33 protein-coding genes and 3 pseudogenes are annotated in these 26,132 nt (G+C 69.0%); 24 read left to right on the top strand and 12 right to left on the bottom strand.

The annotated features are described in order from the left end of the window. Window positions 1-18: 18 nt before the first annotated feature. The 8 genes and pseudogenes from ACH442_RS17000 (at window position 19) to ACH442_RS17035 (ending at window position 5,654) form a co-directional block, all read left to right on the top strand. Window positions 19-1,119 carry an ABC transporter permease gene (locus tag ACH442_RS17000; RefSeq protein WP_396338946.1) on the top strand — a complete coding sequence of 367 codons (1,101 nt, stop codon included), beginning with the start codon at window positions 19-21 and terminating at the stop codon, window positions 1,117-1,119. Between the two features lie 11 nt (window positions 1,120-1,130). Further along, window positions 1,131-1,250: pseudogene (locus ACH442_RS17005) on the top strand (ABC transporter ATP-binding protein); the annotation flags it as partial. A 106-nt stretch (window positions 1,251-1,356) separates the two neighbouring features. Continuing rightward, entirely contained in the window at window positions 1,357-1,803 is a 447-nt protein-coding gene (locus ACH442_RS17010; RefSeq protein WP_396338947.1) for an ABC transporter ATP-binding protein, read from the top strand. A gap of 19 nt (window positions 1,804-1,822) precedes the next feature. Further along, window positions 1,823-2,404 (top strand): TetR/AcrR family transcriptional regulator, encoded by a 582-nt coding sequence (locus tag ACH442_RS17015; protein ID WP_396338948.1) that lies wholly within the window; start codon window positions 1,823-1,825, stop codon window positions 2,402-2,404. A 358-nt stretch (window positions 2,405-2,762) separates the two neighbouring features. After that, window positions 2,763-3,014 (top strand): SHOCT domain-containing protein, encoded by a 252-nt coding sequence (locus ACH442_RS17020; protein WP_396338949.1) that lies wholly within the window; start codon window positions 2,763-2,765, stop codon window positions 3,012-3,014. Beyond that, window positions 3,011-3,739 (top strand): hypothetical protein, encoded by a 729-nt coding sequence (locus ACH442_RS17025; protein WP_396338950.1) that lies wholly within the window; start codon window positions 3,011-3,013, stop codon window positions 3,737-3,739. Before ACH442_RS17020 ends, ACH442_RS17025 begins: the two co-directional genes overlap by 4 nt. A 2-nt stretch (window positions 3,740-3,741) precedes the next feature. Next, window positions 3,742-4,458: a response regulator gene (locus ACH442_RS17030; protein ID WP_396338951.1), complete on the top strand. Its 717-nt coding sequence runs from the start codon at window positions 3,742-3,744 to the stop codon at window positions 4,456-4,458. Next, window positions 4,455-5,654, top strand: coding sequence for a sensor histidine kinase (locus tag ACH442_RS17035; protein ID WP_396338952.1), 1,200 nt, complete (start codon window positions 4,455-4,457; stop codon window positions 5,652-5,654). The genes ACH442_RS17030 and ACH442_RS17035 overlap by 4 nt, the downstream gene beginning before the upstream one ends. A gap of 284 nt (window positions 5,655-5,938) precedes the next feature. On the opposite strand, the gene ACH442_RS17040 is transcribed toward ACH442_RS17035, so the two are convergent. The 3 genes from ACH442_RS17040 to ACH442_RS17050 form a co-directional block, all read right to left on the bottom strand. Continuing rightward, entirely contained in the window at window positions 5,939-7,378 is a 1,440-nt protein-coding gene (locus ACH442_RS17040) for a bifunctional DedA family/phosphatase PAP2 family protein (protein WP_396338953.1), read from the bottom strand. Window positions 7,379-7,684: 306 nt separating this feature from the next. Further along, window positions 7,685-8,623, bottom strand: coding sequence for an alpha/beta hydrolase (locus ACH442_RS17045; protein ID WP_396338954.1), 939 nt, complete (start codon window positions 8,621-8,623; stop codon window positions 7,685-7,687). Window positions 8,624-8,889: 266 nt separating this feature from the next. Continuing rightward, on the bottom strand, window positions 8,890-9,645 hold the full coding sequence (locus ACH442_RS17050; RefSeq protein ID WP_396338955.1) for a cation transporting ATPase C-terminal domain-containing protein: 756 nt from the start codon (window positions 9,643-9,645) through the stop codon (window positions 8,890-8,892). Between the two features lie 176 nt (window positions 9,646-9,821). Between ACH442_RS17050 and ACH442_RS17055 the strand changes: the two genes are divergently transcribed. The 3 genes from ACH442_RS17055 to ACH442_RS17065 are packed head-to-tail and all read left to right on the top strand — an operon-like array spanning window position 9,822 to window position 11,632. Continuing rightward, window positions 9,822-10,421, top strand: a complete 600-nt coding sequence (locus tag ACH442_RS17055) for a hypothetical protein (RefSeq protein WP_396338956.1) — start codon at window positions 9,822-9,824, stop codon at window positions 10,419-10,421. Window positions 10,422-10,454: 33 nt separating this feature from the next. Then, complete coding sequence (locus tag ACH442_RS17060; RefSeq protein WP_396338957.1) at window positions 10,455-10,778, top strand: hypothetical protein; 324 nt, start codon at window positions 10,455-10,457, stop codon at window positions 10,776-10,778. Beyond that, a complete protein-coding gene (locus tag ACH442_RS17065) occupies window positions 10,775-11,632 on the top strand; it encodes a WXG100 family type VII secretion target (RefSeq protein WP_396338958.1) in 858 nt (285 codons plus the stop codon). The genes ACH442_RS17060 and ACH442_RS17065 overlap by 4 nt, the downstream gene beginning before the upstream one ends. Before the next feature lie 20 nt (window positions 11,633-11,652). Here the strand turns inward: ACH442_RS17065 and ACH442_RS17070 are convergent, their stop codons facing one another. The 5 genes and pseudogenes from ACH442_RS17070 to ACH442_RS17090 all read right to left on the bottom strand — a co-directional run. Further along, the gene (locus ACH442_RS17070; RefSeq protein WP_396338959.1) at window positions 11,653-12,069 is read right to left on the bottom strand and encodes a YbaB/EbfC family nucleoid-associated protein; all 417 of its coding nucleotides are present in this window, start codon (window positions 12,067-12,069) and stop codon (window positions 11,653-11,655) included. Then, window positions 12,066-12,425: a YbaB/EbfC family nucleoid-associated protein gene (locus ACH442_RS17075; protein ID WP_396338960.1), complete on the bottom strand. Its 360-nt coding sequence runs from the start codon at window positions 12,423-12,425 to the stop codon at window positions 12,066-12,068. The genes ACH442_RS17070 and ACH442_RS17075 overlap by 4 nt, the downstream gene beginning before the upstream one ends. Window positions 12,426-12,496: 71 nt before the next feature. Continuing rightward, entirely contained in the window at window positions 12,497-12,685 is a 189-nt protein-coding gene (locus ACH442_RS17080) for a DUF397 domain-containing protein (protein WP_396338961.1), read from the bottom strand. A gap of 8 nt (window positions 12,686-12,693) precedes the next feature. Further along, a complete protein-coding gene (locus ACH442_RS17085) occupies window positions 12,694-13,311 on the bottom strand; it encodes a DUF5753 domain-containing protein (protein ID WP_396339019.1) in 618 nt (205 codons plus the stop codon). A 24-nt stretch (window positions 13,312-13,335) separates the two neighbouring features. Next, window positions 13,336-13,476: pseudogene (locus ACH442_RS17090) on the bottom strand (helix-turn-helix domain-containing protein); the annotation flags it as partial. A 423-nt stretch (window positions 13,477-13,899) separates the two neighbouring features. Between ACH442_RS17090 and ACH442_RS17095 the strand changes: the two are divergent. From ACH442_RS17095 to ACH442_RS17105, 3 genes are all read left to right on the top strand, one after another. Further along, complete coding sequence (locus ACH442_RS17095) at window positions 13,900-14,418, top strand: hypothetical protein (RefSeq protein WP_396338962.1); 519 nt, start codon at window positions 13,900-13,902, stop codon at window positions 14,416-14,418. Then, window positions 14,415-15,491 (top strand): tyrosine-type recombinase/integrase, encoded by a 1,077-nt coding sequence (locus tag ACH442_RS17100; RefSeq protein WP_396338963.1) that lies wholly within the window; start codon window positions 14,415-14,417, stop codon window positions 15,489-15,491. The genes ACH442_RS17095 and ACH442_RS17100 overlap by 4 nt, the downstream gene beginning before the upstream one ends. Before the next feature lie 96 nt (window positions 15,492-15,587). Beyond that, window positions 15,588-16,829, top strand: coding sequence for a hypothetical protein (locus tag ACH442_RS17105; protein WP_396338964.1), 1,242 nt, complete (start codon window positions 15,588-15,590; stop codon window positions 16,827-16,829). Between the two features lie 115 nt (window positions 16,830-16,944). On the opposite strand, the pseudogene ACH442_RS17110 reads toward ACH442_RS17105, so the two are convergent. From ACH442_RS17110 to ACH442_RS17125, 4 genes and pseudogenes are all read right to left on the bottom strand, one after another. Further along, window positions 16,945-17,844 (bottom strand): annotated as a pseudogene (locus ACH442_RS17110) (S8 family serine peptidase); the annotation flags it as partial. A 60-nt stretch (window positions 17,845-17,904) separates the two neighbouring features. Continuing rightward, the gene (locus tag ACH442_RS17115; protein WP_396338965.1) at window positions 17,905-19,002 is read right to left on the bottom strand and encodes a YihY/virulence factor BrkB family protein; all 1,098 of its coding nucleotides are present in this window, start codon (window positions 19,000-19,002) and stop codon (window positions 17,905-17,907) included. A 126-nt stretch (window positions 19,003-19,128) separates the two neighbouring features. Continuing rightward, window positions 19,129-20,130: an Acg family FMN-binding oxidoreductase gene (locus ACH442_RS17120; protein ID WP_396338966.1), complete on the bottom strand. Its 1,002-nt coding sequence runs from the start codon at window positions 20,128-20,130 to the stop codon at window positions 19,129-19,131. Continuing rightward, complete coding sequence (locus ACH442_RS17125; RefSeq protein WP_396338967.1) at window positions 20,112-21,029, bottom strand: universal stress protein; 918 nt, start codon at window positions 21,027-21,029, stop codon at window positions 20,112-20,114. The genes ACH442_RS17120 and ACH442_RS17125 overlap by 19 nt, the downstream gene beginning before the upstream one ends. A gap of 738 nt (window positions 21,030-21,767) precedes the next feature. On the opposite strand from ACH442_RS17125, the gene ACH442_RS17130 reads away from it, so the two are divergent. From ACH442_RS17130 to ACH442_RS17175, 10 genes are all read left to right on the top strand, one after another. Continuing rightward, window positions 21,768-22,049 (top strand): nitroreductase/quinone reductase family protein, encoded by a 282-nt coding sequence (locus ACH442_RS17130; protein WP_396338968.1) that lies wholly within the window; start codon window positions 21,768-21,770, stop codon window positions 22,047-22,049. Then, complete coding sequence (locus ACH442_RS17135) at window positions 22,046-22,210, top strand: hypothetical protein (protein WP_396338969.1); 165 nt, start codon at window positions 22,046-22,048, stop codon at window positions 22,208-22,210. Before ACH442_RS17130 ends, ACH442_RS17135 begins: the two co-directional genes overlap by 4 nt. A 324-nt stretch (window positions 22,211-22,534) precedes the next feature. Continuing rightward, on the top strand, window positions 22,535-22,906 hold the full coding sequence (locus ACH442_RS17140) for a hypothetical protein (protein WP_396338970.1): 372 nt from the start codon (window positions 22,535-22,537) through the stop codon (window positions 22,904-22,906). A 15-nt stretch (window positions 22,907-22,921) separates the two neighbouring features. Then, the gene (locus ACH442_RS17145; protein WP_396338971.1) at window positions 22,922-23,407 is read left to right on the top strand and encodes an Asp23/Gls24 family envelope stress response protein; all 486 of its coding nucleotides are present in this window, start codon (window positions 22,922-22,924) and stop codon (window positions 23,405-23,407) included. Beyond that, entirely contained in the window at window positions 23,404-23,736 is a 333-nt protein-coding gene (locus ACH442_RS17150; RefSeq protein WP_396338972.1) for a hypothetical protein, read from the top strand. Before ACH442_RS17145 ends, ACH442_RS17150 begins: the two co-directional genes overlap by 4 nt. 25 nt (window positions 23,737-23,761) lie before the next feature. Then, window positions 23,762-23,944, top strand: coding sequence for a hypothetical protein (locus ACH442_RS17155; protein WP_396338973.1), 183 nt, complete (start codon window positions 23,762-23,764; stop codon window positions 23,942-23,944). Beyond that, a complete protein-coding gene (locus tag ACH442_RS17160) occupies window positions 23,941-24,369 on the top strand; it encodes an Asp23/Gls24 family envelope stress response protein (RefSeq protein WP_396338974.1) in 429 nt (142 codons plus the stop codon). Before ACH442_RS17155 ends, ACH442_RS17160 begins: the two co-directional genes overlap by 4 nt. Continuing rightward, the gene (locus tag ACH442_RS17165) at window positions 24,366-24,899 is read left to right on the top strand and encodes a DUF6286 domain-containing protein (RefSeq protein ID WP_396338975.1); all 534 of its coding nucleotides are present in this window, start codon (window positions 24,366-24,368) and stop codon (window positions 24,897-24,899) included. Before ACH442_RS17160 ends, ACH442_RS17165 begins: the two co-directional genes overlap by 4 nt. Beyond that, window positions 24,896-25,474: a hypothetical protein gene (locus ACH442_RS17170; protein ID WP_396338976.1), complete on the top strand. Its 579-nt coding sequence runs from the start codon at window positions 24,896-24,898 to the stop codon at window positions 25,472-25,474. The genes ACH442_RS17165 and ACH442_RS17170 overlap by 4 nt, the downstream gene beginning before the upstream one ends. A 61-nt stretch (window positions 25,475-25,535) precedes the next feature. Then, window positions 25,536-26,072, top strand: a complete 537-nt coding sequence (locus ACH442_RS17175; protein ID WP_396338977.1) for a hypothetical protein — start codon at window positions 25,536-25,538, stop codon at window positions 26,070-26,072. Window positions 26,073-26,132: the final 60 nt, after the last annotated feature.

Here is a 26,132-nt window from a genome sequence, read left to right on the forward strand (position 1 = left end):
AAGTTTGGGGGAGCGGTTATGTTTCTGGCATGGCGTGAGCTGCGGTTCGCGCGCTCGAGATTCGCGTTGATGGGTGCGGTGGTGGCCCTGATCGCGGTGCTCATGGTGCTGCTGTCCGGCCTGTCGTCCGGACTGGTCAACGATGGCGTGTCCGGTCTGCGGCAGATGCCGGTCACGGCGTTCGGGTTCGCCGAGGGGACCCGGGTGGACGGAGCCTTCTCACGCAGCGTCATCGATGCCGGGCAGGTGGCGGCCTGGCGCGGGCGACCGGGCGTCGAGGCGGCCGAGCCGTTCGGCAACACACTGGTGAACGCACACAGCGGCACCGGCATGCCGATCGACCTGGCCCTGTTCGGCGTCGAGCCCGGCTCGTTCCTGGACCCGGCACCCGCCGGCGGAACCCGGCTGGGCAGCGCCGACGGTCTCGTCGTCTCCAGCACCCTGATCGAGGCCGGACTGCACCTCGGCGACACGATCACCATCGACCGGCTCGGCGTCAAACTCACCGTCATCGGGGCCACCGCCGATCAACGTACGTTCGGACACGTCGACGTGGCCTACCTACCGCTCGACACCTGGCGCCGGATCCACGGCGCCAACGACGGTGAGGCCACAGCGGCAGCGATCAGAGAACGTGACGGCGCCACCGTCGACCTCACCGCCGGGGACACCGCCGCACACACCACCAGCATGACGCTCACCGACGCGTACGCGACCTCACCCGGCTACAGCGCCGAAACCTCGACCCTCACCCTCATCCAGGTCTTCCTGTACGCCATCTCCGCCCTGGTCGTGGGTGCCTTCTTCACGGTCTGGACCATCCACCGGCGCCACGAACTGGCGGTCCTGCGGGCGATCGGCGCATCCCGGCGGTACCTGCTGCGCGACGGCCTCGCCCAGGCACTGCTCATCCTGCTGGCCGCCTGCGCCACCGGATTGCTGGCCGGCGTAGGCACGGGAGCTCTGCTCAGCGGCGGTGACGTGCCGTTCGCCCTGGAAACCCCAGCCGTGCTGACCGCGGCCGCGCTGCTGGTCACCCTCGGCCTGCTCGGCGCGGCCACCGCCATCGTCCGCATCGCCACGGTCAACCCGCTGGCCGCCCTCGGAGCACAACGATGAAGCCCGGCACCATGACCCGCACCGGCCTGCACCTGGCCGGCGTGACCCTGCGCCTGGGCGACGGCGACGACACCATCACCGCGCTGGACGCGGTCAGTCTCACCGTCGCACCCGGCGAACTGGTCGCGGTGGTCGGACCGTCCGGCGCCGGCAAGTCCAGCCTGCTCGCCGTGGCCGGGCGGCCTGACCCTGCCCGACGAGGGCAGCGTCACCATCGACGGCAACGACCTGGCCACCATGAAACCGGCGGCGCGTACCACCTACCGGCGCGAACACATCGGCTTCGTCTTCCAGAGCGGCAACCTGCTCCCGGCGCTGACCGCGATCGACCAACTGCGGCTCATGAACCACCTCAACCGGCGCAAGACCGGCGGACGCGACGCCGAGCAGCTGCTCGCCGAAGTCGGGATGGCCGGCAAGGCCCGCCGCCGCCCGCACCAGCTCTCCGGCGGCGAACGCCAACGCGTCGGCATCGCCCGGGCATTGATCGGCAACCCGTCACTGCTACTGGTCGACGAACCGACAGCGGCACTCGACCGCGCCCGCAGCCACGAGGTGGTCGAACTGCTGGCCCGCGAGACCGAGCACGCCGGCGTGGCCACGGTGATGGTCACGCACGACACTGACGTGCTCCAGCACTGCGGCCGGGTGGTAGAAATGATCGACGGAAAACTGTCCGGCTGAGCGACGCGAGGGAGGCACGGTGCCGCGTATCTCAGCGCCCACCGTCGCCGAGCACCGCGCCGCCAAATACCGTGCGCTGCTCGACGCGGCCCGTGCCCTCCTGGCCGAGGAACCCGGCACCGCTCCGTCCCTCGCGGCGGTCGCAGGCCGCGCCGGGCTGGCCCGCTCCTCGGCCTACGAATACTTCAAATCTCGCCAGGACCTGCTCGACGCCCTCATCCAGGACGTGTTCCCCCGCTGGTCGAACCGCGTAACCGACGCGATGACCGCAGCCGGCACGCCGGACGCGCAGGTACTGGCCTACGTCGACACCAACCTCGAGCTGGTCGCCGAAGGCGAACACGCGGTAGCCCGGGCCCTCGCCGCCATCGCGCCCGGCCAGCAGATCGACGACAGCAACCGCGCCATGCACCAACAACTGTCACACCCGCTGCTCGACGCGCTACGAGAGATGAACCTGCCCGATCCAGCGACCACCGCCGAACTGATCAACGCGATCGTCTACAGCGCGTCCAGCCTCATCGAGGCGGGCGGCGACCCTGCACATGTCCGCTCCCGCGCCAGCGAACTTCTCACACCGTTTCTTCGCGAAACCCGGTAACCGGCACCTGTGACAATTGCGCTTCTCTGCGGCCTTCGTCCGGACGCTGTGGCCGAGGGGGCCAAGAGCGGGGGCTGACCGGCGTGACCGGTTGGGATTGCTGACCGGTCGCGGTGTACCGGCCACCATCGACGGCGCACCTACGCCGTCGGTGGTCTGGCCCTGCTGCGCGAGCGCGCCGATGACCTGCGCGCTGCCGCGCTGCAACGGTCGAAGCACCGTGCGGCTTCGTCAAATCTTCGTCGTTAGCGCAGGCCGATGTTCGTATCCGAAGGGCAGGGTGAAGGTATGGCCAGGCCCGCAGCTTGGCCGGCGGACCGGAGCAGGACAGGCCCGCCCTTGTGGAAGGAGCGCGACGATGATGGGTTGGTACGGCGGCATGGGCTGGGGCGCCTGGCTCGGGATGGGCCTGTTCTGGCTGCTGCTGATCGTGGTGATCATCCTGTTGGTGGTGCGGCTGCTGCCCAGCATGCGGCCCGACGACCGAGGAAACGCGCGACGCGAGTCGCCGGAGGACATCCTGGACCGGCGTTTCGCCCGCGGCGAGATCGACCAGGAGACCTACCTGCAGCAGCGGCAGACGCTGACTCAGGCAAGGGGACACCGATGAACACCGTGCGGCGCGGCTGGTCGATCGCTGCCCTGGCCGTCGCGGTGCTGGCACTGGCCGGCAGCGTCACCACGGTGGCGTACGGCGTCGGCCACGGTGCTCCGGCCCCGGGCCGGTCGGTCGCCGCCGGCGGTGGTCCGGTGCGCGGCTACAGGTCCGGCATGATGGGCGCGGGCGGCATGATGGGCGGCGCCGGCGGCATGACGGGCGGCTTCGGGCCGGCCGGCGGTCGTTTCGGGTTGCCCGGCGACGGCCGCGCGGTGACCACGATGGCCGCCGCGCACGCGCGGGCGCAGGCGTTCGCCGACCGGCTCGGCGGCAACCTGCACGCGGGTGAGGTCATGCGGTTCGCCGACGGCTACTACAGTGAACTGCTCACCGCGCCCGGGGCCGGCGCCACCGAGGTGCTGATCGACCCGGCGACCGGGACGGCCGGCATCGAGTACGGTCCGGCGATGATGTGGAACACCCGCTACGGCATGCACGCCACCGGCGACGTGACCCCGCAGGTCACCCAGGAACAGGCGCTCGCCGGCGCCCAGGCGTGGCTCGACGCGCAGCCCAGCGGCCAGACCGCCGACGACGCGACGGCCTTCCCCGGCTACTACACCCTGCACACCGTCCACGGCGGAAAGATCGTGGGCATGCTGTCGGTCAACGCGGTCACCGGCGCGATCTGGTACCACACCTGGCACGGCGCATTCGTCGCCATGACAGGAGCGTAGGGATGAACGCCGGTGCCGAGAAACCCGCCCCGGTGCGGGCGCTGGTCGTCGACGACGAGCCGGCCCTGGTCCGCGCCGTGGCCGGCTACCTGCGGCGGGAAGGTTTCGCGGTCACCACCGCCGCCGACGGCGAAGCCGCCCTGCACGCGGCCCGGACGATCGCGCCGGACGTGGTGGTGCTCGACCTGATGCTGCCCGGCATCGACGGGATCGAGGTGTGCCGGACGTTGCGCACCTTCACCGACGCGTACGTGATCATGCTGACTGCCCGGGCCGACGAGGTCGACAAGCTGATCGGCCTGTCGGTGGGCGCCGACGACTACCTGACCAAGCCGTTCAGCCCCCGCGAGCTGGTCGCCCGGATCCGGACCATGCTGCGGCGTCCCCGCACCACGGCAGTTCCCGCCGGCGGCGAGGACGTGCACCGGTTCGGGGCGCTGAGCCTGGACCCGGCTGCTCGGGAGGTCCGCGTCGGCGAGCGGGTCGTCGACCTGACCCGTACCGAGTTCGACCTGCTGGCGACGCTGGCGGCCCGGCCGCGGCAGGCGTTCACCCGCCGGCAGCTCATCGACGCGGTCTGGGGCGGCGACTGGGTCGGCGATGAACACCTGGTCGACATCCACCTCGGGCACGCCCGCCGCAAGCTCGGCGACGACCCGGCCGAGCCGCGCTACATCCGTACCGTCCGCGGCGTCGGCTACCGGATGGGACCGGGATGACCGGCCGGCCGGCTCTGGCCGTGCGGTGGGCGCGTCTGGGGCTGGGGACCCGGCTGTTCGCGGCGATGGCGCTGGTCGTCTGCGCGGGCGCGGGCACCCTGCTGGTGGTGGCGCTGCTGGTCGCGCCGCCGGTGTTCGGCACACACCTGCGCCGCTCCCGGATGCCTGACCTCACCGCGGCTGTGCAGAGCCACGTGGACCGGGCCTTCACCCAGGCCACGCTGATCTCGCTGGCCGCCGGGGTCGTCGTCGCCGTGCTCGCTGCCGGGATGGTCACCTGGCTGGTCGCCCGCCGGCTTGCCGCGCCGGTGGCCGAACTGGCCGCGGCCACCACCCGGATCGCCGACGGCAACTACGACACCGGCGTCACCGACCCGCGACTCGGACCCGAATTCACCGCCCTGACCGCTGCGGTCAACCGGCTCGCCGGCAAACTGGCCACGTCCGAGCAGACCCGGCGGCGGTTGCTGGCCGACCTCGGCCATGAACTGCGCACCCCCATCGCCGCACTCGAAGCCACCGTCGAGGCGATCACCGACGGCGTCCTGCCCGTCGACACCGAAACCGTCGACACCCTCGGTGAACAGGCATCCCGGCTGCGCCGGCTGGTCGTCGACCTGGAATCGGTCTCCCGCGCTGAGGAACGCCAACTCGCCCTCCACCTGCGTCCGGTCCACCTCGCCGCCGTCGCCCGGCGTGCGGTCACCGCGCTGCGACCCGGATACCAGGCCGACGACATCGACCTGCTCCTGCGGGCCGACGATCCGGGCCCGACGGTCGTCGTCGACGAGGATCGCCTGGTCGAAGCGTTGATGAATCTGCTCGACAACGCCCGGCGGCACACTCCGGCCGGCGGCACGGTCACCGTCACGGTCACCGGGCCCGCCGGCGCGCGACAGCCGGGGGACCATCCGCAGACCGTTGCCCGAGTCGCCGTCGCCGACACCGGTGAGGGTTTTGCTCCGGAGCACGCCGCGTTGCTGTTCGACCGCTTCTACCGCACGGACCCGGCTCGTAGTACGGCCGGCGCGGCGGTGCCCGGCCGGATTCCCGGCCGGCACGGGTCGGGCATCGGCCTGACCATCACCCGGGCCATCGTCGAAGCCCATCGTGGCGCCATCGTTGCTGAATCGCCCGGTCCGGGCCGAGGCGCCACTTTCACCGTCACACTGCCGGTGTGCGAATCCGAAGGCTGATCGGATCCGAGTCTTCGGGCGTGAAGCCCCGACCGCAAGGACCGCCGGGTCCCGCCGCCCGGTCCTGAGGGTTTCACCTACTCCACCATGGGGTGTATCCGGTCGTCGCGGCGCCTGGTGCTGGCCGCCCTTTCGTCGACAAGGGCACTGGTTGCCCCGGCGCACGATGCCGCCCGGCGCCTGACCGGGACCCCGGCATCCGGTTCCCGACTCGCGACGACGTCAGCTCACGACGCATCCGAGAACCTGCTGCCCAGGGGGCTTCCGCGGCGTAGGCGCATCGGCTATCGATGCTCGGCCGAGCGGGTGGTGCCGTGAGCATGGTTGATCACCTCGGTGGCCTGGCCGGTCGTTGCAGCGGCACCGGCCCTGCCGCGGCGGACGGTGGTGACGGCGGTCACGACCAGAGCGGTCCAGGTCGCCGCGAGGGTGTAGCCGCCGAGGACGTCCGTGAGCCAGTGCGCGCCCAGGTAGAGGCGAGAGAAGCCGACCAGCATGGTGACCAGGACCGCGACCGTCCACACGGCCACCCGGTGACTCCAGCGTCGCAACCGAGTGGCGGCGAGGTAGGCCAGCAGGCCGTAGACGGCGGCGGCATGGGCGCTGTGCCCGGACGGGAACGCGTACCCGGGAGCCGCGGTCAGCAGGTCCGCGATGTCCGGCCGGGTCCGGGTCGTCAGCAGTTTGATCCCGGTGACCAGCACGCTGGTGCCGGCGGGGACGACGATCAGCATGACCGCTGTGCTTAACCGGTGTGCGTGACGAACCATCAGCAGGCCCGCGAATATCAAGAGCGGCACCGTGACCCGGGCGGTGCCCGCAGCGGTGATGCCACGCATGACGGTGGTCAGCCAAGCAGTCCGGTGATCGACCAGCCAGGCGGCGACCGGGCTGTCCACGGTGGCGAGCTCGTCGCGGTGCAGGACATCCTCCAGGACGGCGCCGAAGGCCCACCCGGCGACGCCGATGACGGCCAGGCCGACGGTCAGCTCCAGTCCGAGGGCCCCGCCGGGGGAGAGGCGGCGGGCGGCGAAAGACAGCTGAGTACGGTAGCGCCGGCGCAGGCGCACCATGGCGGGCCGGTCGAGCCGGCGAACCATGACGGCTCTGATCCGGTCCTGGTGTGCGGCGGCATATCGTGCCGCTGCGGTGACGGTGCTGATCAGGGCGAGCAGGATCAGCAGGACGAGACCGGCCGGCCCGGCGATGGTGGCCACCTTGCGGTAGGAGGTGCCGGCCAGGTAGCCGAGCAGGACGAAGCCGGGGCCCCAGACGACGCCGCCGACGACCGCGTAGGTCGCGAAGGTGCGGTACCGCATCCGGGTCATGCCGGCGGCGGCCGGCATCACCGCGCGCAGGATCCCCACCAGCCGCCCGAGCAGCAGGATTCGGGCGCCGCGGGCGGCGAGCGCGCCCTCGACGCGCTGCCAGCGGGCGGGGCCGATGCGCCGGCCGATCCGGCTGGTCCGCAAAGCCGGGCCGTACCGGCGGCCGATCTCGTAGCCGAGCAGGTAACCGCCGACAGCCCCGGCGGCGGCCACGGCCATCATCACCGCGAGACTGACCTGCCCGCGGAAGGCGAGAAAGCCGCCGAGCAGCAGCGCGAGTTCGCCGGGCAGCACCAAGCCGACGAAGACCGACTCGCCGGTGGCCAGCACACCGACGAGCAGATAGGCGAGCACCGGCGGGATGCTCGCCAGGGTGTCACCGAGCCAGCGCGCCACGGGAACCCCCTTACTCCTGTCGCGGTATGCACCGCTCGCGGTGTTGAGCCCGCTCAAGCGCTTCGGGTGCTATCGGCGCCGACGCGCCCGAGTCGACGGTCGGCGTCTGCCTCTGTGGCCGGGCGGGACCGATAGACGGTGTGGGCACCGAGAAGCCCCAGCGGCCGGGGGAGGCGCGCCCGCTCCCCACATATCGTCAGCATCCACCGGAGCGTCCTGGGCCGATCAGGGCCGACGGTCCCGAGCCGGCCCACGTCAGGCCCGGCACCTCGGTGCGGACATCCGGTCCGCTCCCGCTCCTCACGATCAACCGGCCGGTGTGGCGGCTGCTGACTGCGCGTTGGCCAGCAAGTGAGTGCGCAAGAAGTCCACTTGCATATCACTGATCCGGTCGAAGACCGGTGGCAGGTAGACGTCGAAGTGGCCGATCGGGTAGTGGCGGATGTCGGCGTGCCAAGCGCGGGCGGCGACGCGGGCGGCGTAGGTGCTGGAGGCTTGCGGGTCGTGGTCGGCCAGAATCATCAGCAGCGGCATCGTCAGCCGTTCGGCAGTGCCCCGGACATACCGGGGCAGGGCAAAGACGAACCGGGGCGCGAGCTGATTACGCCATCCGGTCGCCTCGCCGCCGAGTGCGTCGAACGTCGCCCGGGCGTCCGGCTCGGTGAACACGGCCGTCTTCCCGGGCGCGGCCACGACCGGCACCAGAAACGGATCTTGCCCACGCCGCGCGTTCCGGATGTCCCGCAGCGCCGCGGCGGTGAACTTCAGCGTTCTGGCGGCGACCTCGAGATTGAGGCGTTGCCGCAGGCCACCCCCGCGATGCAGGCCGTCGATCATGGGCACCTGGGCTATCGCGGCTGTGATCATCGGATCGGCTGCGGCGACGGCGAGCACGTGGCCACCGCTGAGCGACGTGCCCCACAGCGCCACCCGCCGAGGGTCGATCCCGGGCATTTCGCGGACATGCCGGACTGCTGCTCGATAGTCGTCGCGTTGCGCCGCCACGTCGATGACCTGCCGCGGCACGCCCTCGCTGGCACCGAATCCGCGATAGTCGAAGACGAACGCGGCAATACCGGCGGCGGCGAACTTCCGCGCGTACGCGGGCAGCCCCAACCGTTTCGTCCCGCTGCCGCCGTGGCCCATCACCACGCACGGCACGGTGGCCGGCGCCGGATCAGGCAGGTACAGGTCGGCGGCGCAACACACCCCATCGGAGTCGAACAAGACCTCGCGAGCGGACATCACGACCCCCTTCGTCGGGCAAGAAGTGGCCTGACCCTCTACTGTCCGGCCACCGTGGGCACTGCAGGCAAGAGCCGGAAGACCCGGGCTTCTGCCGTACGCCGTACCGAGGTCTACAGCCGATACAACCATCGGTCTATCCCCGTGGCGGGTGCGCGAGGCCATGAAACGGTGTGTCTGCCAGTGGGCGGGCCAGCGCCGGGTGACGCTCCGGGCGGTGCTGGGCGACCGCCGCCCGATCGCCCGGGCCGGCGAGCCGCCGCGGCTCAGCGCCCGGCGGTGACCGTCGCGCGGGCCGTGGTGGCCGCAGTGCTGCGGTCGCGTGGGTGGACGACCCGGTCGAGGCGGATCGCGGCGTAACCGAGACCGGACAGCCCGCAGATGATCAGAAGATCCAGCGGCGGTACGGGTTCGGTGCCGAGCAGCTCGTTGAGGATCGGCACGTACAAGCCGGCGAACTGCAGACCGAGGGCGACGGCGACCGCGAGTAGCAGCATCGGGTTGGCACGGGTGCCGGGCCGGGCGCGCGAGCCGACGGCGACGGCGAGCTGGGTCGCGCCGAGGGCGAAGAAGGCCATGCTCTGCCAGGGCCGGTCGGTGGCGTGCGCCCAGACACCGATGCCGAGCGTGACGGCGGCGATGACCGTGCCGACCCGCAGGATGCGCTGCCACAACCCGGCGCCGAGCACCGATTCGGCCGGCGGCCGAGGCGGGTTCTGCATGACGTCGGGCGGCGCCGGCTCGCTGCCGAGCGCGACGCCGGGCAGGCCGTGGGTGAGCAGGTTGACCCAGAGGATCTGGGCCGGCAGCAGGAACAGCGGCAGGCCGAGGAACGGCCCGGCGAGCATCACGGCGATCTCGGCCGCGCCGCCGGACAGGCCGTAGAGCAGGAACCGGCGGATGTTGGCGTAGACCCAGCTCCCACGGCAGCAGAGCCCGTCGCGTGTTCGGCAGTCAGCGGGGTTTCTTGACCTGGTGGGCGGGGCTCGTCCCGATCGGGATGACGCCGTCGGCTTCAGCACGGCGGAAGAAAGCGCGGGCGGCAGAGTTGGCGTTCTCGCCAGCGTGCCGGCCGTCGCCTCATCGTGGTGCTACGCGCCCGCCAAGGACGTAAGGTGTCGTGCACTGCGCGCGTGGACATCACGAGGTGTCAAAGATGTGGCTGTATTTGACCTATCAGGGCCGATAGGGTTCTGGCGTGCCGCTGTTCAACCTGGTCAAGGTCTGGGGAGAGTTCGTCGTCGAGGTGCTGGAGCCGGGCGAGCGATTGATCGCCATGGGTTACTTCAACCCGGATGTGTACGGCGACAGCAGCCGCCTGGAGCGTACAGATGACGAGTTGAGTCCTCGGGAGCTCGAACAGTTGCGTCAGACCGGCCAACGGCCTAGCCGGTCGGATCGCTGGATTGAGGGCTTCGGCTGGACTGGTCTGCAGCTCCATCCGGACCGGACGCGACGTCTCGTCTCGGGGTCGCTCGGCTCCGGTTCGCCGGAGTCGGTCGCTGGCCGCTTGTGGCGAGGCACCCGAGGTGTTGAGACGGCCTCTCTGGAGTGGGCGATCACGGATCGCAGGCTTATCTTCCTGAACCGGCTGTCCGAGCAGCCGCCGAAGTTCGCCATCCACTACGCCGTGCAGCGGTCGGCCATCCGCAGCGTCCGGCGGCACAGCAAGCTGTTCTTTCAGTGGGGCCGGTGCGAACTGACCTTTACTGACGGCTCGACGTTCGCGATGATGCTCGCTGCTCTCGACGTCAGCGCGGCCAACCGGTTTGTGCGAGCGCTGTCCGATTCCGCCTGACTGGTGACAACGGGGAGTCACATGTCTGGAGAAGTGAAAGCCGACCTGTCGGCGATGTTCGCATTCGCCGACCGTGGTATCGGCCGGCGAGACCGTACGGATCAGGCGCGGAACGGCCTGAGCGCAGTGAATGTCCCGCGTGATGCCTTCGGGTACGTCCCGGGAGTGGGCGGTCGGGTCTATGACGCCTACGCGGAGTTCGTCTCGGACTGCTCGGACGTCACGGACTTCGCCAGTCACGCACTGCTGTCGCTGTCCGAGACGGTTAAAGAGGTCGTCGATCTGCTGGCCGAAACCGATCTGGCCGGGGCCGCCGACCTGCGAGCCGACGAACAGCTGCACCCGGGGGCCAAGTGAGCCAGCAGGCGGCCAACGATCTGGAAGCGTGGTTCTCCGGGCTGCCCGACCTCGTGCAGTCCGCGCTACATCACCCTTTCAACTGGGCCAACGAGACGTTGAAGTCGGTCAGCGGTGACCCGCAGGCGTTGCTCGCCGCCGCGCCGCAGTACACCCAGATCGCCACCGTAGTCCGGCAGGTCGCCGAGGACCAGGCGCGCGACCGGAATCAGCTCGCGGCCGGCTGGACCGGTGACGCCTACCTCGCGTTCAGTGCCACCGTCGACCTGATCGACCAGCGGCTGCACGGGCTGGCCGACTCACTGGACAAGGCACCGGAGCTGCTGGAGAACGCGGCGCAGGCCTGCGTCGAGTGCGCCAACATGATCATCGATTTGATCACCAGTCTGGTCATGTTCGTGATCAGCCTGTTCATCACCAACCTGGCGCTGTCCATCGTCACCGCCGGCGCCTCACTCGCCGCGTTCGTCGCCGCCTCGCTCGCCCGAGCCACCATGGTCCTCGCCCGGATTTCGCAGGTCGTGGTGCGGCTGAGCCAGGTCCTGACCAAGGTCAGCGAACTGTTGATGAAGCTCTCCCAGATCCTGAAGAAGCTCTACGCCTGGCTCAAAGAGCTCAACGAGACGCTGACCGCCGCGAAGAAGGGTGCCAAGGCGGCCAAGGGCATGGATCGTGTCCGCAAGGAGGCGAACTTCCGCGCCCGGAACGCCGCGACGAGCAAGGCGATCGCCGCTGCCACGTTCGGCCTGGTCGCCCCGCCGACCACCGGCAGCGCCGCCAAGGACGGCGGCAAGAGCTACTTCGACGCCTGGAACACCGCAGGCACGGCAGCCGACGCCGTCGAACCGGGCTGACCCGGGTGTCGGGCCCTCGATCAGTCGAGGAGCCGGTCGATGTCGTGGTTGAGGCGCTCAAGCCGGTCCAGGGTCGCCTCCATCCGCTGCGCGAACGCGCGGAAGCTGTCGTCCATGCCGATCCCGCCGTGGGTATCTGGGTCTGCGGCCGCCTCCTCCAACGCCACCTCGGCCCGGGTCAGGGCGGCGTTGACCGCCGTGGTGACCCGAGCTGCAACGACGGAGGCGTCCCATTCGCGCAGGGCGCGGTGTTCCACGCGTACGGAAATGATTTGCCCTTGTCCTGACGCGGTGACCGTGACTGAACCGCTCTCGTCCTGGCCAGTGACCGTCGCCGTTGAGATGGCATTGACGCGCTCGGTCACCTCGGCAATCCGGTGTGGCATATCCGCGATCGCCCGTCGGAGCGCTTCCATCGACTGCTCAGGCGTGGTCACGGTCGTGCCTGCCCAGCGGCCTTATCGGCGTCCTGCCGGAGTGATGGGGGCAGGGCGTCGAGAATCGCCTCGTGCGTCGCCGAGCGCGCTTCTTGCAGCGCTTGGTTGATCACGGTGGTCAGCATGTTGTCGAGCTCGTCGGGCCTCATGCTGAGGGCATCACGATGCAATCGCAGCTCAGCGACCCGGGGCCGACCATCTACCGTGACCTCAGCCAGGCCGCCTCGGTCAGCGGCCTGAAAATGCCGCGTTTGGGCAGCTTGCGCTGTGAGTCGCAGACGATCGCTTAACGAGCCCAGGTCCTCGGCCACCGATCGTAAACGATCAACGACCTCGTTCCCATCGAAGCTAGTCACGTACCTAGCTTAGTAAAGACACCGACAGGCTGGACCCCCGTCGCGCGCAGCTCCGCTACACGCCCCGTTGATCAGAGGTCGAATTCACCGGCCTTTGCGCCACCGATGAACGCTTCCCACTCTTCCAGGGTGTAGACGTGCGCGGTTTTGCTCCGGTCCTTCGTGTCGCGGACCTCGATGGTGCCGCCTACGCGCCGAACCTCGACGCACGCGCCGTTGTCTCCGCTACGGATGCTCTTGCGCCAGGTCTGGCCGAGCATCACAACTCCTATTGCTGGTGGTCCGTGTCGCGGATGTGCTTGATCATCTCAAGCGACCCGCTGGGCGACAACGCGGATGCCCGCAGCTCGTTCATTACAGCCAGACAACGTTGCACCTCATCACCTTCAGCGTAGAGGTCTCCGGTCAAGCCCTCGATGTAGACCACGTTCGGACCGGCGGGCAGGTTGAGTAAGGCGAAGCTGGACAGCATCGAGGCGTAGGCGCCCTCCTTGAGGGGGATCACCTGGAGCGTGACGTTTCGGAGCTTAGCCAGTTCCGGCATCGCCGAGAGCTGTTCGTGCATGACCTCGGGTCCGCCGATCTGGCGATGGAGAACAGCCTCGTCCATGACGGCGACGAGCCGCAGCTTTCCCTCGGTCACGAGCTTCTGACGTTCCATCCGCACCGTGACGTTCTGCTCTACCGCCTCCGGGGTGGGTTTCCGTGCTCCCGAACTGGTTATGGCTCGGGCGTAGGCCTCGGTCTGGAGAAGGCCGGGGACCACGATCGTCTGGAAGTCCTGGATCTCCTCGGCTGCTGATTCGAGGCCGATGTACTGGCGGTAGACCTGCGGCAGGTCACTGAACTTCGCCCACCAGCCCCGCGCCTTGCCCTCGCGAGCCATCGACAGCAGGGTCTCCCGCAGTTCTTCGTCGTCCACGCCGTACTTGGCCAGTAACGCTGTCAGGGCAGGTCCCTTGATGCCGGCCTTGCCGCCCTCGATGCGGCGCAGCGTGCTGGCCGTGACGTCGATGGCCTCCGCGGCCTGCTCGGTCGAGATCCTGGCTTCTTCTCGGGCAGCACCGGGCGGCCCTCGAAGCCGGCGCCGACCCGGCGGTCGTCACGGACTGGATCACGGAGACACAGGCCGAACGAGCGCGGCTGGAGCGGCGGATCACGGAGGTTCCCGAACCGGCACCTCGTATGGGGGTCGTTGAAGTTCGCGCGCTCGTCGACTCGCTCGGAGACATCGGAGCCGTCCTGCGGTATGCCAGCCCGGAGGACAAGGCCGAGATCTACCAGGAAATGGATCTACGACTGATGTACATCCCGGAAACCAAAACGGTGCGGGCTGATGTTGATCTCAGCACGCACCGTCGGGATTTAGTTTGTGTCCGGAGGGGGACTCTCACCCCCATATGGCGCATCTGACACTCTATGCCCCTTTTGGTAACAGGGTCACACTAGACCACGCGTGCACAGCATCCGTGCGGTGCCCGGCGGCCCGGCGTTTTGGCTGGTGGTTGCGGTGGTGAGGTCGGTTCCGCTGCCGCCCCTGGTTCGCCGGCTGACCCTGCCGGACCGGCAAGGACAACGGCGGGAAGCCGGCCGGGGCCCGCTGTTGCGCAAGCCGTTGCCGCTACCTACGGTTGCGGAGCTGCCGCGCCGCGATGTCGTCTTCGGGTTCTCGGCGATGGATCACACGGGCCGGATCATCGACAAGCTCATCATGGCCAGTCTCGGCTGGAGGCCCGGCCTCCAGGTCGGGTTCGATGTCCGCGAGGGTCTGATCGTGATGGCGCCTGGTGCTGGGCAGCGGATGCGTAGGCTCGGCGAGCGGTGCCAGGTGAGCGTGCCGGCGCGGGTGCGCCAGGCGTGCCGGATCGACGTCCCGGAGCGAGTGCTGCTGGCTGGCTTCCCGCGCCGGCAGGTACTGCTCGTGCACCCGGCCGCCTTGCTCGGCCATCTCACCGCGGATCTGCACGCGGCAGTTCTGGGCGGTGGCGCGTGAGCGCGGCGGGTAAGCCTGAGGTGTTGCAGGCGGCGATGATGTTGCTGCAGCAGATGGGGATCACGCCCGAGGATCTGCTGAACACGACCGCGTCGGGTGTGCCGGTGCCGACGTTCGCCGTGTACGTACCCATCGTCGCCGCAGCCGTCGGCCCCGGGTCGCAGCGCATGTACAGCACCTATTGGGCCAAGGCCGTCGACCGGTGGGCGGATCGGCGCATCGACTCGGTGATCCCGTCGGAGATCGAGGTCGCGATGCGCGAGATCCAGGCCAACGCCTTACGCCGGCGCAACAACCGGGGTGGGCGTAGCGCGGCGGAGCATTTCATCTCGGCGATGCGTTGCTTCTACAAGCGGGCGGTCGCGGACGGGCACATCGCCGAGGGCGCTAATCCGGCCCGGAAAGTGCCGAAACCTGCTCGGCTCACCTCGACCCGTTCCGCGCTGGCCGACGACCGTCTCGCGGAGTTGACCGCGGCGGCCGGTTCGTCGGGCAATGATCCGGAGCTCGACTCGCTGATCCTGCGGTTCCATATCGAGACGGCCCGCCGCCGCGGCGGCCTGCTCGGACTGCGCCCGGTGGATCTGGATGTCGAGCAGTGTCTGGTGTTGTTGCGGGAGAAAGGGGAGACGTTCCGGTGGCAGCCGGTGTCACCAACGCTGATGGCGTTCCTGCGACAGCACGCTCTCGAGCGTGGCTCGCCGACCGATGGGGTGCTGTTGCGGTATCGCAGTGGTAAGCCGGTCGGCCGGCGCCGCTACGACTACCTGTTCAGTCGTGTTGGTGAGCTGTTGCCGTGGGTCAGGGTGCAGATGATCTCCGCGCACTGGCTCCGGCACACGACACTGACGTGGGTTGAGCGGGTCTACGGGTATGCCGTCGCGCTCGCTTACGCCGGCCACGCCGAAACCCCGAACGACGCCGGCACCACCGCCCGGTACGTGAAGGCAACCTTGCAGGAGATCGCGACGGCGCTCGCCGGACTGACCGGTGAACCGCACCCCCTCGCGTTGCCCGGCACCCTGCCTGTGATCAATCTTGCCGGTGATGCTCTGGTCGGCGAATACGACTGACCGGGAACGAGTCTGGCGGCGCGACCAAGTCGCGCCGCCAGACCGGACTGTTGGAGCGGCTTTGAGTGAGCTGGGCGGCAGGTTTTTCGCGGCTCGATGAGCCGGTCGCTATTTGAACCCGGCCCGGATCGCCTCGACCAGCGCCTGCTTTTGCGGTTCACTCAAACGTCCCTTGAGCAGTCGTTGCAGAGCGCCTTCCGGGTCCAGGCTGCGCAGCGCGGCATGGGGGTCGATCGGTTGGTCGCTCCACCGGTAGCGACGTCCGTGCGCAGCGATGTGCGCGTCGGATCGCAGGACCGGTTTTGCTCGTTGCCAGGCGTCGTCTGCGGCGTCGAGAGAGAACCCGAGCCCTTCAACGGCTCTGGTCAGCTCTCTCTCGGTCACAGACTCCGGCTGCGGGACGAGTTCGCCCAGTCTCTCGGGCTCTCCTACGTTGCCAAGCGCGGGGAGAAGCCGCCTGAACATGACGCAGGCTGCACCCTGCAAGAAGCCGCGCTCGCCCTGGCCTGTGCGGACCCCGACATCGAGACGATCACTCGTGCCAAACAGAACCCCGACGCGCTGTTCGAAACCGGACCGAAGAGCATCTACCCACGGCTGTTCAACCCCAACGTCGACGCCTACCGCGTCTGGCGTTCAGTGTGCACGCTGCGCGCGGTAGGCGGCACGCTGGAATCTCTGGGCGAGCAGATGGACGGCCGAGGCGCCCAGATAGCGCGGCACGGCGACCTGGCCGTGGCGCACCTGGTCTTCCACCAGATGAACGCGAAGGACATCGCGAACGCGGATGTCCGCTGGGAGCAGACGACGCTTCCCGAGGTACCCGAAATGACCCGACGCGCGCTGCACTGGCTGATCGCGGCGGTTGACGAGCATCTGCCCACGGCATACGCCCAATCGATGTTCAAGAGCGAAAATCGCGTCCGCACGTTAGTGCAGACGGCCTTGCACCACCTCAGATCAGCCGACGACGCCCCACAGCCACCGCAGAAATACCGTAGGACCACCGCCATCGACATCATCGTCAACCGTGGCTTGATCGCCGACGGCACGACGGTCGAGTTCCGCCCTACGGCCGCTCAGCGGAAACTGCTCTCATCGTGGCTAAAGGATGACGAGTCGCGCAACCGGGCCAGCTGGGTTAACGACCGCGCCCGGCCACTCGTGTGGGCCTTCGACGGCAAACAATATGTACCGACCGATTTGATCAAGCACATGCTCAGCCAGGTCACGGACAAGGTGCCGGCCAGAGGCAACGGTTTGGATCGCTGGTTCGTCGCCGAACGGGGCTCGCTTGCAGCGATAGCTGCCCAGGCGCGGACGGCCGACATCGAATAATTCGTCCGATCAGTGGCTCCCCGGTCTGCATGATCAAGCTGAGCTGCCTCGAGTCAAGTTCACATGCCGGTGCTGGTTGGCGCGGCGGTAATCACGGTCCTCGTCGGGATGTCGGCTACACGTGAACGGAGAGCGGGATTCCGACTTGCTGGGCCACCGGAGTCCAAGCGTCGACATCCAGTCCGGGAGTTTCGATGGAGATGACCAGCGAGTAGCGCACTCCTTGCTCGCTACGGTCACGAGCGGAGTTTTCCTTCCACCAGCCGCTGACGGGGAAGATCGCGATCGCGCCGCGGCTGGCGAGGTCTACTGCGGATCCTTGCCAGATATCCGAGTGCAGCGAGCCTGAGTTGCGTGCTTTCGGGCCGAGGGTCCATCCGGTGTCGGGCGCGCTGACCGGACGGCGATCTTCTTCGGCGAGCGCGAGTGCGTTGAGTCGTTTGCGGAAGCTGTCGAGGAACTCGTGGGGCCGGCGGACACCGAAGCGCAGCAGATGCGACGCGTAGCTGTATCGGCGTCGCCAACCTCGGTTGGCGGGGTTGGGGTCGATAAAGTACGACAACGTGATGCGGAGCCGGACCTGCGTTTCGCCGAGCTGTTCCAGAACATCGACCGGCCACGGCAGGTCGTGCAGGTGCATTTCGCGCATGCGGCCTTGGCTGAAGGGACGGATAGTGTCCTCGACGACGAGCGTGAGTGCATCGGTCGCGCTGCGGGTTGCTCGCTGAAGATCGGGCACTCCCATGCCATAGCGGCGCAGCAGGGCCAGCGTTTCGGTCTTGTTCTTGCTCGCATCGAATCTGTTGAGCATGGCCGGTGTCCACTCGGCGGAATGTGCGATCAGAGCCCGGATCGTTTCCGGCCACATCCGGGGGTGGTCCGCGGCGATACGGGCGGCGAGGTTGGCCGCTTGTGCCGTGGCGGCGCTCGTGGCCGAGGTGACAGTAAGCGGACGACTGTCGAAGTCGCGGCGCCGTGTCGTGACGAGTTGGAGGTGGTCGGGAGTGTCGTACTCGGTGCCGCCGGGTGAACGAGCGACGTTCCCTGGGCTAGGAGTTCTGAGCGCTCGGCCGGTCTACTTGTTCGACGGTCGATCGGGCTGTGTGTGTTCGGCCGGCCGGACCGGGCGCCCCATGGATGGCGGTGGATCAACACGTTGACGTGTCTCCGCCCCAGGGGTCGAGTTGTCCTGGTCCTCGACGGTGGGAGCGGGCTTGTCGAAGGTGACGTCGATGTTTTCGAAGCCTTTGCTGCGTTGTGAGACGGCTTGGTCGGTGTAGGCGCGGGTGTCGCCGCTGGTGAGTTCGACGTTGTCGGTGAACGGGGTGAGCAGGGCGCGGGGATAGAGCCGCTCGACGCGGACGACGTTGATTTCGGCGCACAGGACTATCGCGACCGCGGTGATGTAGAAGAAGGCGAGTAGGCCCAGTACCAATGCGAACACTCCGTTGGTGGCGCTGGCGCCCTTGACCACGTGCTCGACGTAGGCCACTCCGAAGGTCTGCAGCAATTGCCAGACCACCGCAGCGCCGATCGCGCCGGGAGCGACGTCGGCCATGGACAGGTGCCGGGCGGTTGCGAGCCGGAAGGCCACAATAAAGATCATCGCGTTGATGAGGATCGCCGCTACGAGCAGGAGAATCTTCAGTACGCCGCCCAGTGATCCAGCGCTGCCGCTGCCGAAGGCGGAAAGCGTGGTGGTCCCGATGACAGCCAGCCCGGCGATGCCCAGCAGAAGCAGGCTCCGACCGCGGGCCTTGACCGGGTTGGGCCGCTTGTTGCGGGGGATCCGCCAGGTGGTGTTCATCGCGTACTGCACGGCTTGCGCCACCCCGAGACCGCCGTAGAGCGCTCCGAGAACGCCGATGACCAGACCGGCCGCACCGCCGCCGATCCGGGACGGCTCCTGCAACTGATCGCCCACGATCGGGAACTCGCTCAACGCGGAGGTGAGAATGCGGTGCTGCAGATCGGGATTGCCCGACAGGACGTAACCCAGGATCGTCGTGGAAAGCAGCAGTAAGGGGAACATCGAGACGAACGCGTAGTAGGCGATCAGCGCGGCGAGGTAGTTGCCCTCGTCGTCGAAGAATTTGTACAACACCGCCAGCGGGAAGCTCGCCCAGGCATGTTCACGCTGAAACCGGTCGACACGACCGGGCTCGCTCGTCATACGTACCTCTTACTACAACAGGCGGGCGGGGCAGACGAGGCATGACCCGGATGCCGGAATGTCTTCGCCCGGCACCGGCCAGCGTCCGGATCCGCCCGCCCTTCGCGACAGCCGTGATGGCGGCTCTCAGGCGTGCTCGATGATCTGCCCGGTGGGAAGCCGGGGGGTGTGCGCCGCCCCGGTGCCGGCGGAGTTGACGCCGCTGAGGCGGAGGACCAGGTAGGGGTGGCCGATGCTGGCGATCATCGCGCGTATCGCCTGGCGGGCGGCGATCACTTCGATGGGGGCGCTGTGCGGTACCACCGCGATGCCGCGTTCGGTGGCGGTGAGCCAGCCCGCGGACAGCGCTTCGCCGGCCCGCAGCCAGGCGAGGGGTCCGTCGGCGTTGCCGTAGAGCAGGACGAACACCGCCATTTCGTCGTGCCCGCCGCCGACGGGCAGGTCACCGTGGTGGCCGAAGTCGCGGCCCGGCACCGTGGTCTGCGTGGCGTGGTTGGGGATGACGGCGTCCGGGATCCCGGTGCCGGCTGGGCGGGCGGGGCCGGTCCACTGGGCGAGTTCGTTCTGCCAGGCCGGGTCTGCGGCCGCACTGCTCTGGGCGTGGTCGGTGGCGGCGGCCAGTTCGAGGACCTGGTCGGGTCGCAGCGTGTGCAGGTGGGTGTCCTGTGTCTCGACGGCGGCGGTGATGGCGGCGAGCCCGTCCGGGTCGAGGGGTGTGCCGGCGGCCGGGCGGCGGTCGGTGTACCGCAACGGGATGGTCCGCAGGTGAAGGACCGCTGCGGGATCGACCGGTGTCCTGCCGTCGAGCTGGAGCCGGGCGAGCAGTTCCGGGTCGGTGTTGTCGGGCATACGGGTCACGGTGGCGTGTCGGCCCTGGGCGCTGAGGGCGACGCGGGCGTGGTGCAGGGCGACGCCGCAGCTGACCGTCGCCAGCCGTCCGTCGGGGTCGGTGACCTGCAGGACCCGGGTGGGTGCGAGCCGGAGATCCAGAGTGGTGCCGGTGAGCCGCCACCGCCAGGGTTGGGTGTTGTGGATCGACGGGGCGTACCCGGCGGCGGCTGCCGCTTCGGCCAGGGCGCCGGTGGCGAGTTGCGGGTCGGTCGGGTGGGTCAGCGCGTCGATGTCCATGAGAGGCGTCCTCGCAGTGTCGATTCTGATGGCACTACCGCCACGGGGCAGACGGCGTGGTGGAGCACGGTCTGGGTGACGGACCCCAGGAGCAGCCCGGTGAAACCGCCACGCCCCCGGTCGCCGGTCACCAGCAATTGAGCGTGCTGTGAATGGTCGATCAGGACCGCCGCGGGCCGCCCGCGAACGGTTTCCTGCTGAATGGTCACCTCCGGATACCGCTGCCCCCAGCCGGCCAGCGACTCGCTCAGCACACGGTGCTCCTCAGCTTCGAGGCCACCCGGCTCGGACACGAGGGGCATGGTGTCCTTCTGTCCCCAGACGTCTAGGGCATCCCATGCGCGAACAGCGGTGAGGCCGGTCTTTCGCCGCGCCGCTTGCTCGATGGCGAATCCGACGGCGGCTGCGGATCCCGCGGAGCCGTCGACACCGACGACGACCGGCCCGGTGGCGTTGTCCCGGCCGCGCACCACCAGGACGGGGCAGGCGGCATGAGTCGTCAGATGAAGGGCGACGGAGCCCAGCAGCAGGCTGCGGAATCCGTCCAGTCCCCGGTCGCCGATCACCAGGAGCACGGCGTCGCGGGACTCGCCCAGCAGCACGGGTGCCGGGTTCCCGTCGACCAGGGCTGTGGTCGCGTCGACGCCGGGTGCGGCCTTCTCCGCTTCGGCGAGGGATGTGGCCAGGATGTGTGCGGCGTCGGCTCGCATGCGTGAGTCGTGCGGTCCGTAGACGGTGCCGCCGTCGGGGCCGCTGAGTTCGGCCCAGATGAAGGCGTGCACGATACGCAGCGGTCGCCCCCGTTCGACGGCCTCGGTGGCGGCCGCCCGTACGGCGGTAAGGCTGCTTGCAGATCCGTCCGCGCCTACGACGACCGCGGCTCCGGCTTCGGTGCTCATCGCTGACCTTTCGAGGTGGTGGGTTCGACTGTGGTGGGAGGTTCGGCGGACCGCACCGGCCGGCTGCTGCGGGTGACTCGCGAGGCACGCGCGTGGTGGCGATCCCGCTCGATGTGGCTACGGGACGACGACCGGGCTGGGTGCGTGCCGTACACACCGCCGGCCGACCGAGCCGAGCACGGTGACCGCGGGGAGGGTGCGTGTCGCGGTCATCAGGTGAGGCCGGCCTTCCGGACGGCGATGCCCTTGCCGGGCCGGAACAGCACTCCTCGCTCGTGCTGCTGTGACGACCCGCCCGGCGTGCAACGCCGAGGCGAACGGGACGAGAAGGGTGATCCACAGGGACCACATGGGGATCCTGACTCCGGCCACAGCCGGATAGTCGTACCCGAGAACGGTTTGCGTGCGAAATGCACCTGATCGCTGCGACGGCGAAGACAACCGAACGCACACAGCGGCCAAGTACCAGGCCACCGGGGTCCAGGGCGACATCTTGACCCTACGCCTGTTCGCGGCGCCCGGCCGAGTGCCGTCAGCGGGCTCGGCGCAATGCACGGCCGGCGCTGTCACCCTCGCGGCAGGCCGCAGCGACACCGCGGTGGCAGGCTGGGTGGGCCGGCAACGGTCCGGGGCCGGTCACACAAGATGCTCGCCTGACACACCTCGGCGAAGCCGCCGTTGCCACACCGGCAAGAGAGAGACCCTCTGATGGCTGTACGTGATCACTTCGCTCGGTGGATGTATCAGCATGGCCGTCCCAATCGGCTGGCCCGCATCCTGAACCGGATATCCGCCCTGCAGTTCCGTAGTGGGAGGCTGGCACCGGACAACTGGGTGACATTGGAAGTTCGGGGACGACGAAGCGGCAAGCCCGTGACGTTCCCGGTCGTCGTCGCGGATCACGAGGGCGAGCGCTATCTCGTGTCGATGCTGGGTGCGACGGCCAACTGGGTGGCCAACGTGCGAGCGGCCGGCGGTCATGCCGTCATCCACCACGGAAACGTGAGAACGTCCGGTTGACGGACGTTGATGTCGGAGCGCGTGCCCCGATCCTGCGCCGCTATTTCGCGCTCGCTCCCGGAGCCCGCCCCCACATGGTCGTCGGCGGGCAGGCGCCGGACTTCGACCGGGTGGCCGCGCAATACCCGGTTTTCCGCGTCACCCACGATCCTTCGCCGTAGGCGGAAGACACTTCGGTGGTACGCGCGAGAAACCGCCTGCTCCACGCGGGCCTGATACTCCTCGGAGCGACGGTGGCATGACCATGACCGGTGGGCCGGCTGCCCCCTCGACCGCCGGCCCACCGGACCGCTCGCATCGAGGACACGACCTACCCCTCACGGAAGAGACCTCGATTCATCGACTTGTGCGACATCGATGACACCGGGGTCCGGGGTGGCACGGTGACGTTACCGGTGCGCGCTGCGTTGTGGAAACCCGGCCGTTCGCCCGGAGCCCGGCGTGTCGGTCACGGGCCGGCCGACAGATGCCGCGAGGTGACACATATGCCTTGCGCCGAAAGAGCCGATCAGGCGTACGCTGATGATGTCGCTCCGGTCCCCGGCGATCCGGTGCTCCAGTTCACCGTTGATGCGCTGCTGGGGTGTCGTGAGCCGCGTGATGAGCCGTTGATCAGACTCTTTGTCCGGCTTAATTTCGGCATGGTGGTGAGCGCCGGCCAGCCGGCATTGTCCGCCGATCTGGTTCGGGTCCGGCTGAGCCTGGTCACGACTGGCCGGCCGCAGCAGCGGTACGCCGTCGTGCGGCGGCTCCGCGCCAGATCACACGCAGAGGCGTCCGAACCGGATAGCAGCACAGAAAGCGCAGCGATTGACGCTGCCCGGCATCACAGGCGCTGGATGGCGCCGTATACCTGAGGAGCACGTGTCCCGATGACTTCAACCCTGACCAGCACCGAGCCGACCACACCGACGACGCCGGCGCGCAGTACCGCCACCGCGGCCGTTCTGCCCCGGCAGAGCCGGCTGAGCACCACCGACGGCAAGATCGTCATTGCCGAGAACGTCGTGCAGAAGATCGCCGGCATCGCCTGCCGCGAGGTGTCCGGAGTCCATGCGATGGGCGGCGGCAGCACCCGCGCGTTCGGCGCCATCCGGGAACGTATCCCGGGCAGCAACGGCCCGAACGTCGCCCAGGGCGTCGGCGTCGAGGTCGGCGAGACCGAAGCGGCGATCGACCTGGACATCGTGGTCCAGTACGGCATCAGCATCGCCGACCTCGGCCGCAGCATCCAGCGCAACGTCAAGACCTCGATCGAGCGGATGACCGGGCTCAACGTCGTCGAGGTCAACGTCAGCGTCGACGACGTCCACATGCCCGAAGCTCCCGAGGACCGTCCCGAGTCCCGCGTCTCATGACCGTCACCGCCGCGGCTGGACCGTACGACGCGATCGTCGACGGGGTCGACGTCGACCTCGTCGCCGCCGCGGTGCGCGGCTGCCCGGCCGTGGCGGGCCTGGTCGCAGGGCCGCCTTCCGGTGCGGCCACCTACCTGCCGGGCCGGCGGATCGACGGCATCGCCGTCACCGCCGGCACGGTCCTGATCCAGGTCCGCAGCCGGTGGGAACCCGCCACCGAGCTGGCCGCGCAGGTCCGGTACGCGGTCGCGGCGGTCGCCTCGCTGCACCGCATCGACGTGGTCGTCGCCGACATCGAAGACCCGCCTGCCACTCCGGCATCACCGTGATGGAACGTCCGGAAAAGAGAAAATCATGAATCGTGCATTCCTGGGCACTGCGGTCGGCTTGGCGTTGGGCTTCGCGCTGGCCTTCGGCAGTCTCGGGCAGATGCTCATCGTCGCCTTGTTCGGCGGTATCGGCTTCGCCGTCGCCCGGGTCTCAGCCGGCGAGTACGACCTCCGCGGCTACCTGCTGGATCGGCGGAGCCACCGATGACCGTCACCGCCCGACGGCCCCGCGACCCGGAGGCGGTCGGCATCGCCGAACTCGGACGCATCGTCATCGCCGACCGGGTCGTCGAGAAGATCACCTCCCAGGCCGTCCTCGAGATCCCGGACGCCGGTGGGGCCGCGCCGCGGGTCTTCGGTCACGCGATGCCCGGCGCCGGGCACCTCGGAATCCGCCGCACCGGTCTGCGCCAGGCACCCAAGACCAGCGCGGACGTCGACGGCGACGTCGTCTACCTGGACCTGGCCATCAGCGTCCGCTGGCCGGCTTCCATCGGTCAGATCACCACCGAGGTACGCGACCACGTTCGTAGCCGGATCCGTGAACTGACCGGGCTGACCGCCGCCGAGATCCGGATCACCGTCGCCGGACTGATCACCGTCCCCGCCGCTGTCGAAGGCCGGCAACCGTGAGAATCGTCAACCGTCTCCTGGCGCTCCTGCTCGCTGCCGGCGCGGTTCTCGCCGCGTCCATCGCGGTGATCGAAGTGATCGCGTACCGCGTCCACCACCCGCCCGTGGTCCTGAACTGGCCCGGCGTCTACCGCTGGGCAGCCCGGACCACCTGGGGAGCAGCCCCCGTCGTACTGCTCAGCGTCGTTTTGGTGATCGCCGGGTTGCTGCTGCTCGTCGCTCAGGTCAAACCGCGACGCCCGGCCCGGCTGCCGATTGCCGCCGCCGACCCGGCCACCGACGCCGCGATTACCCGCCGCGGCCTCGCGCACAGCCTGCAGCGCGCCGTCACCAACGTCGACGGCGTAGGCCGGGCCCAGGTGACCGTCGGGCGACGACGTACCCGAATCCGCGTCACCACCCGCGCCGGTGGCTCCGGCACGGGCCGGCTACGCACGACCCTGACCGACACGGCCCGGCGACAGCTCGACGCGCTGCACCTGATCCGTCCGCCGACGTTGTCGGTACAGGTCACCACCCGGGAGCGATGATGCACGCCGACCGCACCAGCCGAGCCCTGCTCACCCTGCTCGGCGCAGCCCTGCTCGCCGCCGGCGCCGCCGGGATCCTCGCCGGCACCGATGTCTTCGACCCGCACCTCGCCGGCAGTTACCTGACCGACAACCGGATCGCCCGGTACCTCGGCGACAACAGCGTCTGGTTCTGGCCGGTGGCTGCGCTCTGCGGCGTGGCAGTGGCCGTCCTCGCGCTGCGCTGGGCGATCGCCGTACTGACCCCATCCGCACGTGCGGGGGACATCATCATCGCCGTCGACCGATCCGACGGACCGACCGCACTGGACGCCGGCGCTCTCACCGGCGCCCTCACCGCTGAGCTCGACTCCTACCGGGGGGTCGAGCTCAGCCACGCCCGGATCTACGGGAGCCGCACCGATCCCCGGCTCGCGATCACCATACGCACCAGGGGAGACGCGGACATCGCTGCCGTCCGGCAGCACATCGAGGACGAGGCCCTCGCGCACGTCCGCCACGCCCTCGACCGCCCCGACCTGCCCGTCACCCTCGACCTCACCATCGGGACCCGTTCCGTCAGCCGAGTCACCTGACGCACCGATCAGATGAGGGCGGCGATGTTGACGACGGCGGGGCTGAATGGGGGAGAGGTACATGTTCGCCGAGCGCCTTCGTGACATCGCGGTGACCGCAGCGGTGTTCGGTTTCTTCGCCTCCAGTTGGTTCGGTTGGGCTCAGGAGGCTCCACCGCCCGCCTGGCGTAAGCCGCTCATCACCGGCACGGTCGTGTCCTACGCGGCGCTGGTGGCAGGCGCGCTGCTGGCCTGGCGACACTGGCATGACGGGACCGTCTTCGACGCCGACACCAGCCGTACGTTCGGCATCGTCGTGGGCGTAGAGGTCGTAGCGGCCGCGTTCGGAGCTGCAGTGCTCGCGGTACGGCATCACCGTGAATGGATGCCGGGCTGGATCGCGTTCGTGGTCGGGCTGCACCTGTTCCCGGTGGCGTCGCTGATCCGGTATCCGGCCGTCCACGTGGTGGCCGCGCTGGTCACGGTGGCCGCCGTGGTGGCCGTCCCGGTGGCCCGGTCCCGATCGATCACCCTGAGCGCCGTCGTGGGCGCGGCCACGGGGGGCGTGTTGCTCGCCGCCGCTCTCTTCTCCTTCACCGTGGCAGCGTTCGGGCACTGATGTCGCGTCGGTCGCCGGCATGTCTTTCACGACGGGCGGCCCGGCACGCCTCCGCGGCCA

This window comes from Actinoplanes sp. NPDC020271 (assembly GCF_044388125.1).
Lineage (GTDB): Bacteria > Actinomycetota > Actinomycetes > Mycobacteriales > Micromonosporaceae > Actinoplanes.

Bases quoted from the DNA above. Each gene is read 5' to 3' on its own strand.
- ACH442_RS17150 (WP_396338972.1), top strand. From the start codon at position 23,404: ATGACCGTCACCGCCGCGGCTGGACCGTACGACGCGATCGTCGACGGG.
- ACH442_RS17175 (WP_396338977.1), top strand. From the start codon at position 25,536: ATGTTCGCCGAGCGCCTTCGTGACATCGCGGTGACCGCAGCGGTGTTC.
- ACH442_RS17105 (WP_396338964.1), top strand. From the start codon at position 15,588: ATGAGCCGGTCGCTATTTGAACCCGGCCCGGATCGCCTCGACCAGCGC.
- ACH442_RS17020 (WP_396338949.1), top strand. From the start codon at position 2,763: ATGATGGGTTGGTACGGCGGCATGGGCTGGGGCGCCTGGCTCGGGATG.
- ACH442_RS17140 (WP_396338970.1), top strand. From the start codon at position 22,535: ATGCCTTGCGCCGAAAGAGCCGATCAGGCGTACGCTGATGATGTCGCT.
- ACH442_RS17045 (WP_396338954.1), bottom strand. From the start codon at position 8,623: ATGTCCGCTCGCGAGGTCTTGTTCGACTCCGATGGGGTGTGTTGCGCC.
- ACH442_RS17030 (WP_396338951.1), top strand. From the start codon at position 3,742: ATGAACGCCGGTGCCGAGAAACCCGCCCCGGTGCGGGCGCTGGTCGTC.
- ACH442_RS17170 (WP_396338976.1), top strand. From the start codon at position 24,896: ATGATGCACGCCGACCGCACCAGCCGAGCCCTGCTCACCCTGCTCGGC.
- ACH442_RS17160 (WP_396338974.1), top strand. From the start codon at position 23,941: ATGACCGTCACCGCCCGACGGCCCCGCGACCCGGAGGCGGTCGGCATC.
- ACH442_RS17010 (WP_396338947.1), top strand. From the start codon at position 1,357: ATGAAACCGGCGGCGCGTACCACCTACCGGCGCGAACACATCGGCTTC.
- ACH442_RS17120 (WP_396338966.1), bottom strand. From the start codon at position 20,130: ATGGACATCGACGCGCTGACCCACCCGACCGACCCGCAACTCGCCACC.
- ACH442_RS17125 (WP_396338967.1), bottom strand. From the start codon at position 21,029: ATGAGCACCGAAGCCGGAGCCGCGGTCGTCGTAGGCGCGGACGGATCT.
- ACH442_RS17085 (WP_396339019.1), bottom strand. From the start codon at position 13,311: ATGGCTCGCGAGGGCAAGGCGCGGGGCTGGTGGGCGAAGTTCAGTGAC.
- ACH442_RS17080 (WP_396338961.1), bottom strand. From the start codon at position 12,685: ATGCTCGGCCAGACCTGGCGCAAGAGCATCCGTAGCGGAGACAACGGC.
- ACH442_RS17115 (WP_396338965.1), bottom strand. From the start codon at position 19,002: ATGACGAGCGAGCCCGGTCGTGTCGACCGGTTTCAGCGTGAACATGCC.
- ACH442_RS17130 (WP_396338968.1), top strand. From the start codon at position 21,768: ATGTATCAGCATGGCCGTCCCAATCGGCTGGCCCGCATCCTGAACCGG.
- ACH442_RS17025 (WP_396338950.1), top strand. From the start codon at position 3,011: ATGAACACCGTGCGGCGCGGCTGGTCGATCGCTGCCCTGGCCGTCGCG.
- ACH442_RS17145 (WP_396338971.1), top strand. From the start codon at position 22,922: ATGACTTCAACCCTGACCAGCACCGAGCCGACCACACCGACGACGCCG.
- ACH442_RS17155 (WP_396338973.1), top strand. From the start codon at position 23,762: ATGAATCGTGCATTCCTGGGCACTGCGGTCGGCTTGGCGTTGGGCTTC.
- ACH442_RS17035 (WP_396338952.1), top strand. From the start codon at position 4,455: ATGACCGGCCGGCCGGCTCTGGCCGTGCGGTGGGCGCGTCTGGGGCTG.
- ACH442_RS17000 (WP_396338946.1), top strand. From the start codon at position 19: ATGTTTCTGGCATGGCGTGAGCTGCGGTTCGCGCGCTCGAGATTCGCG.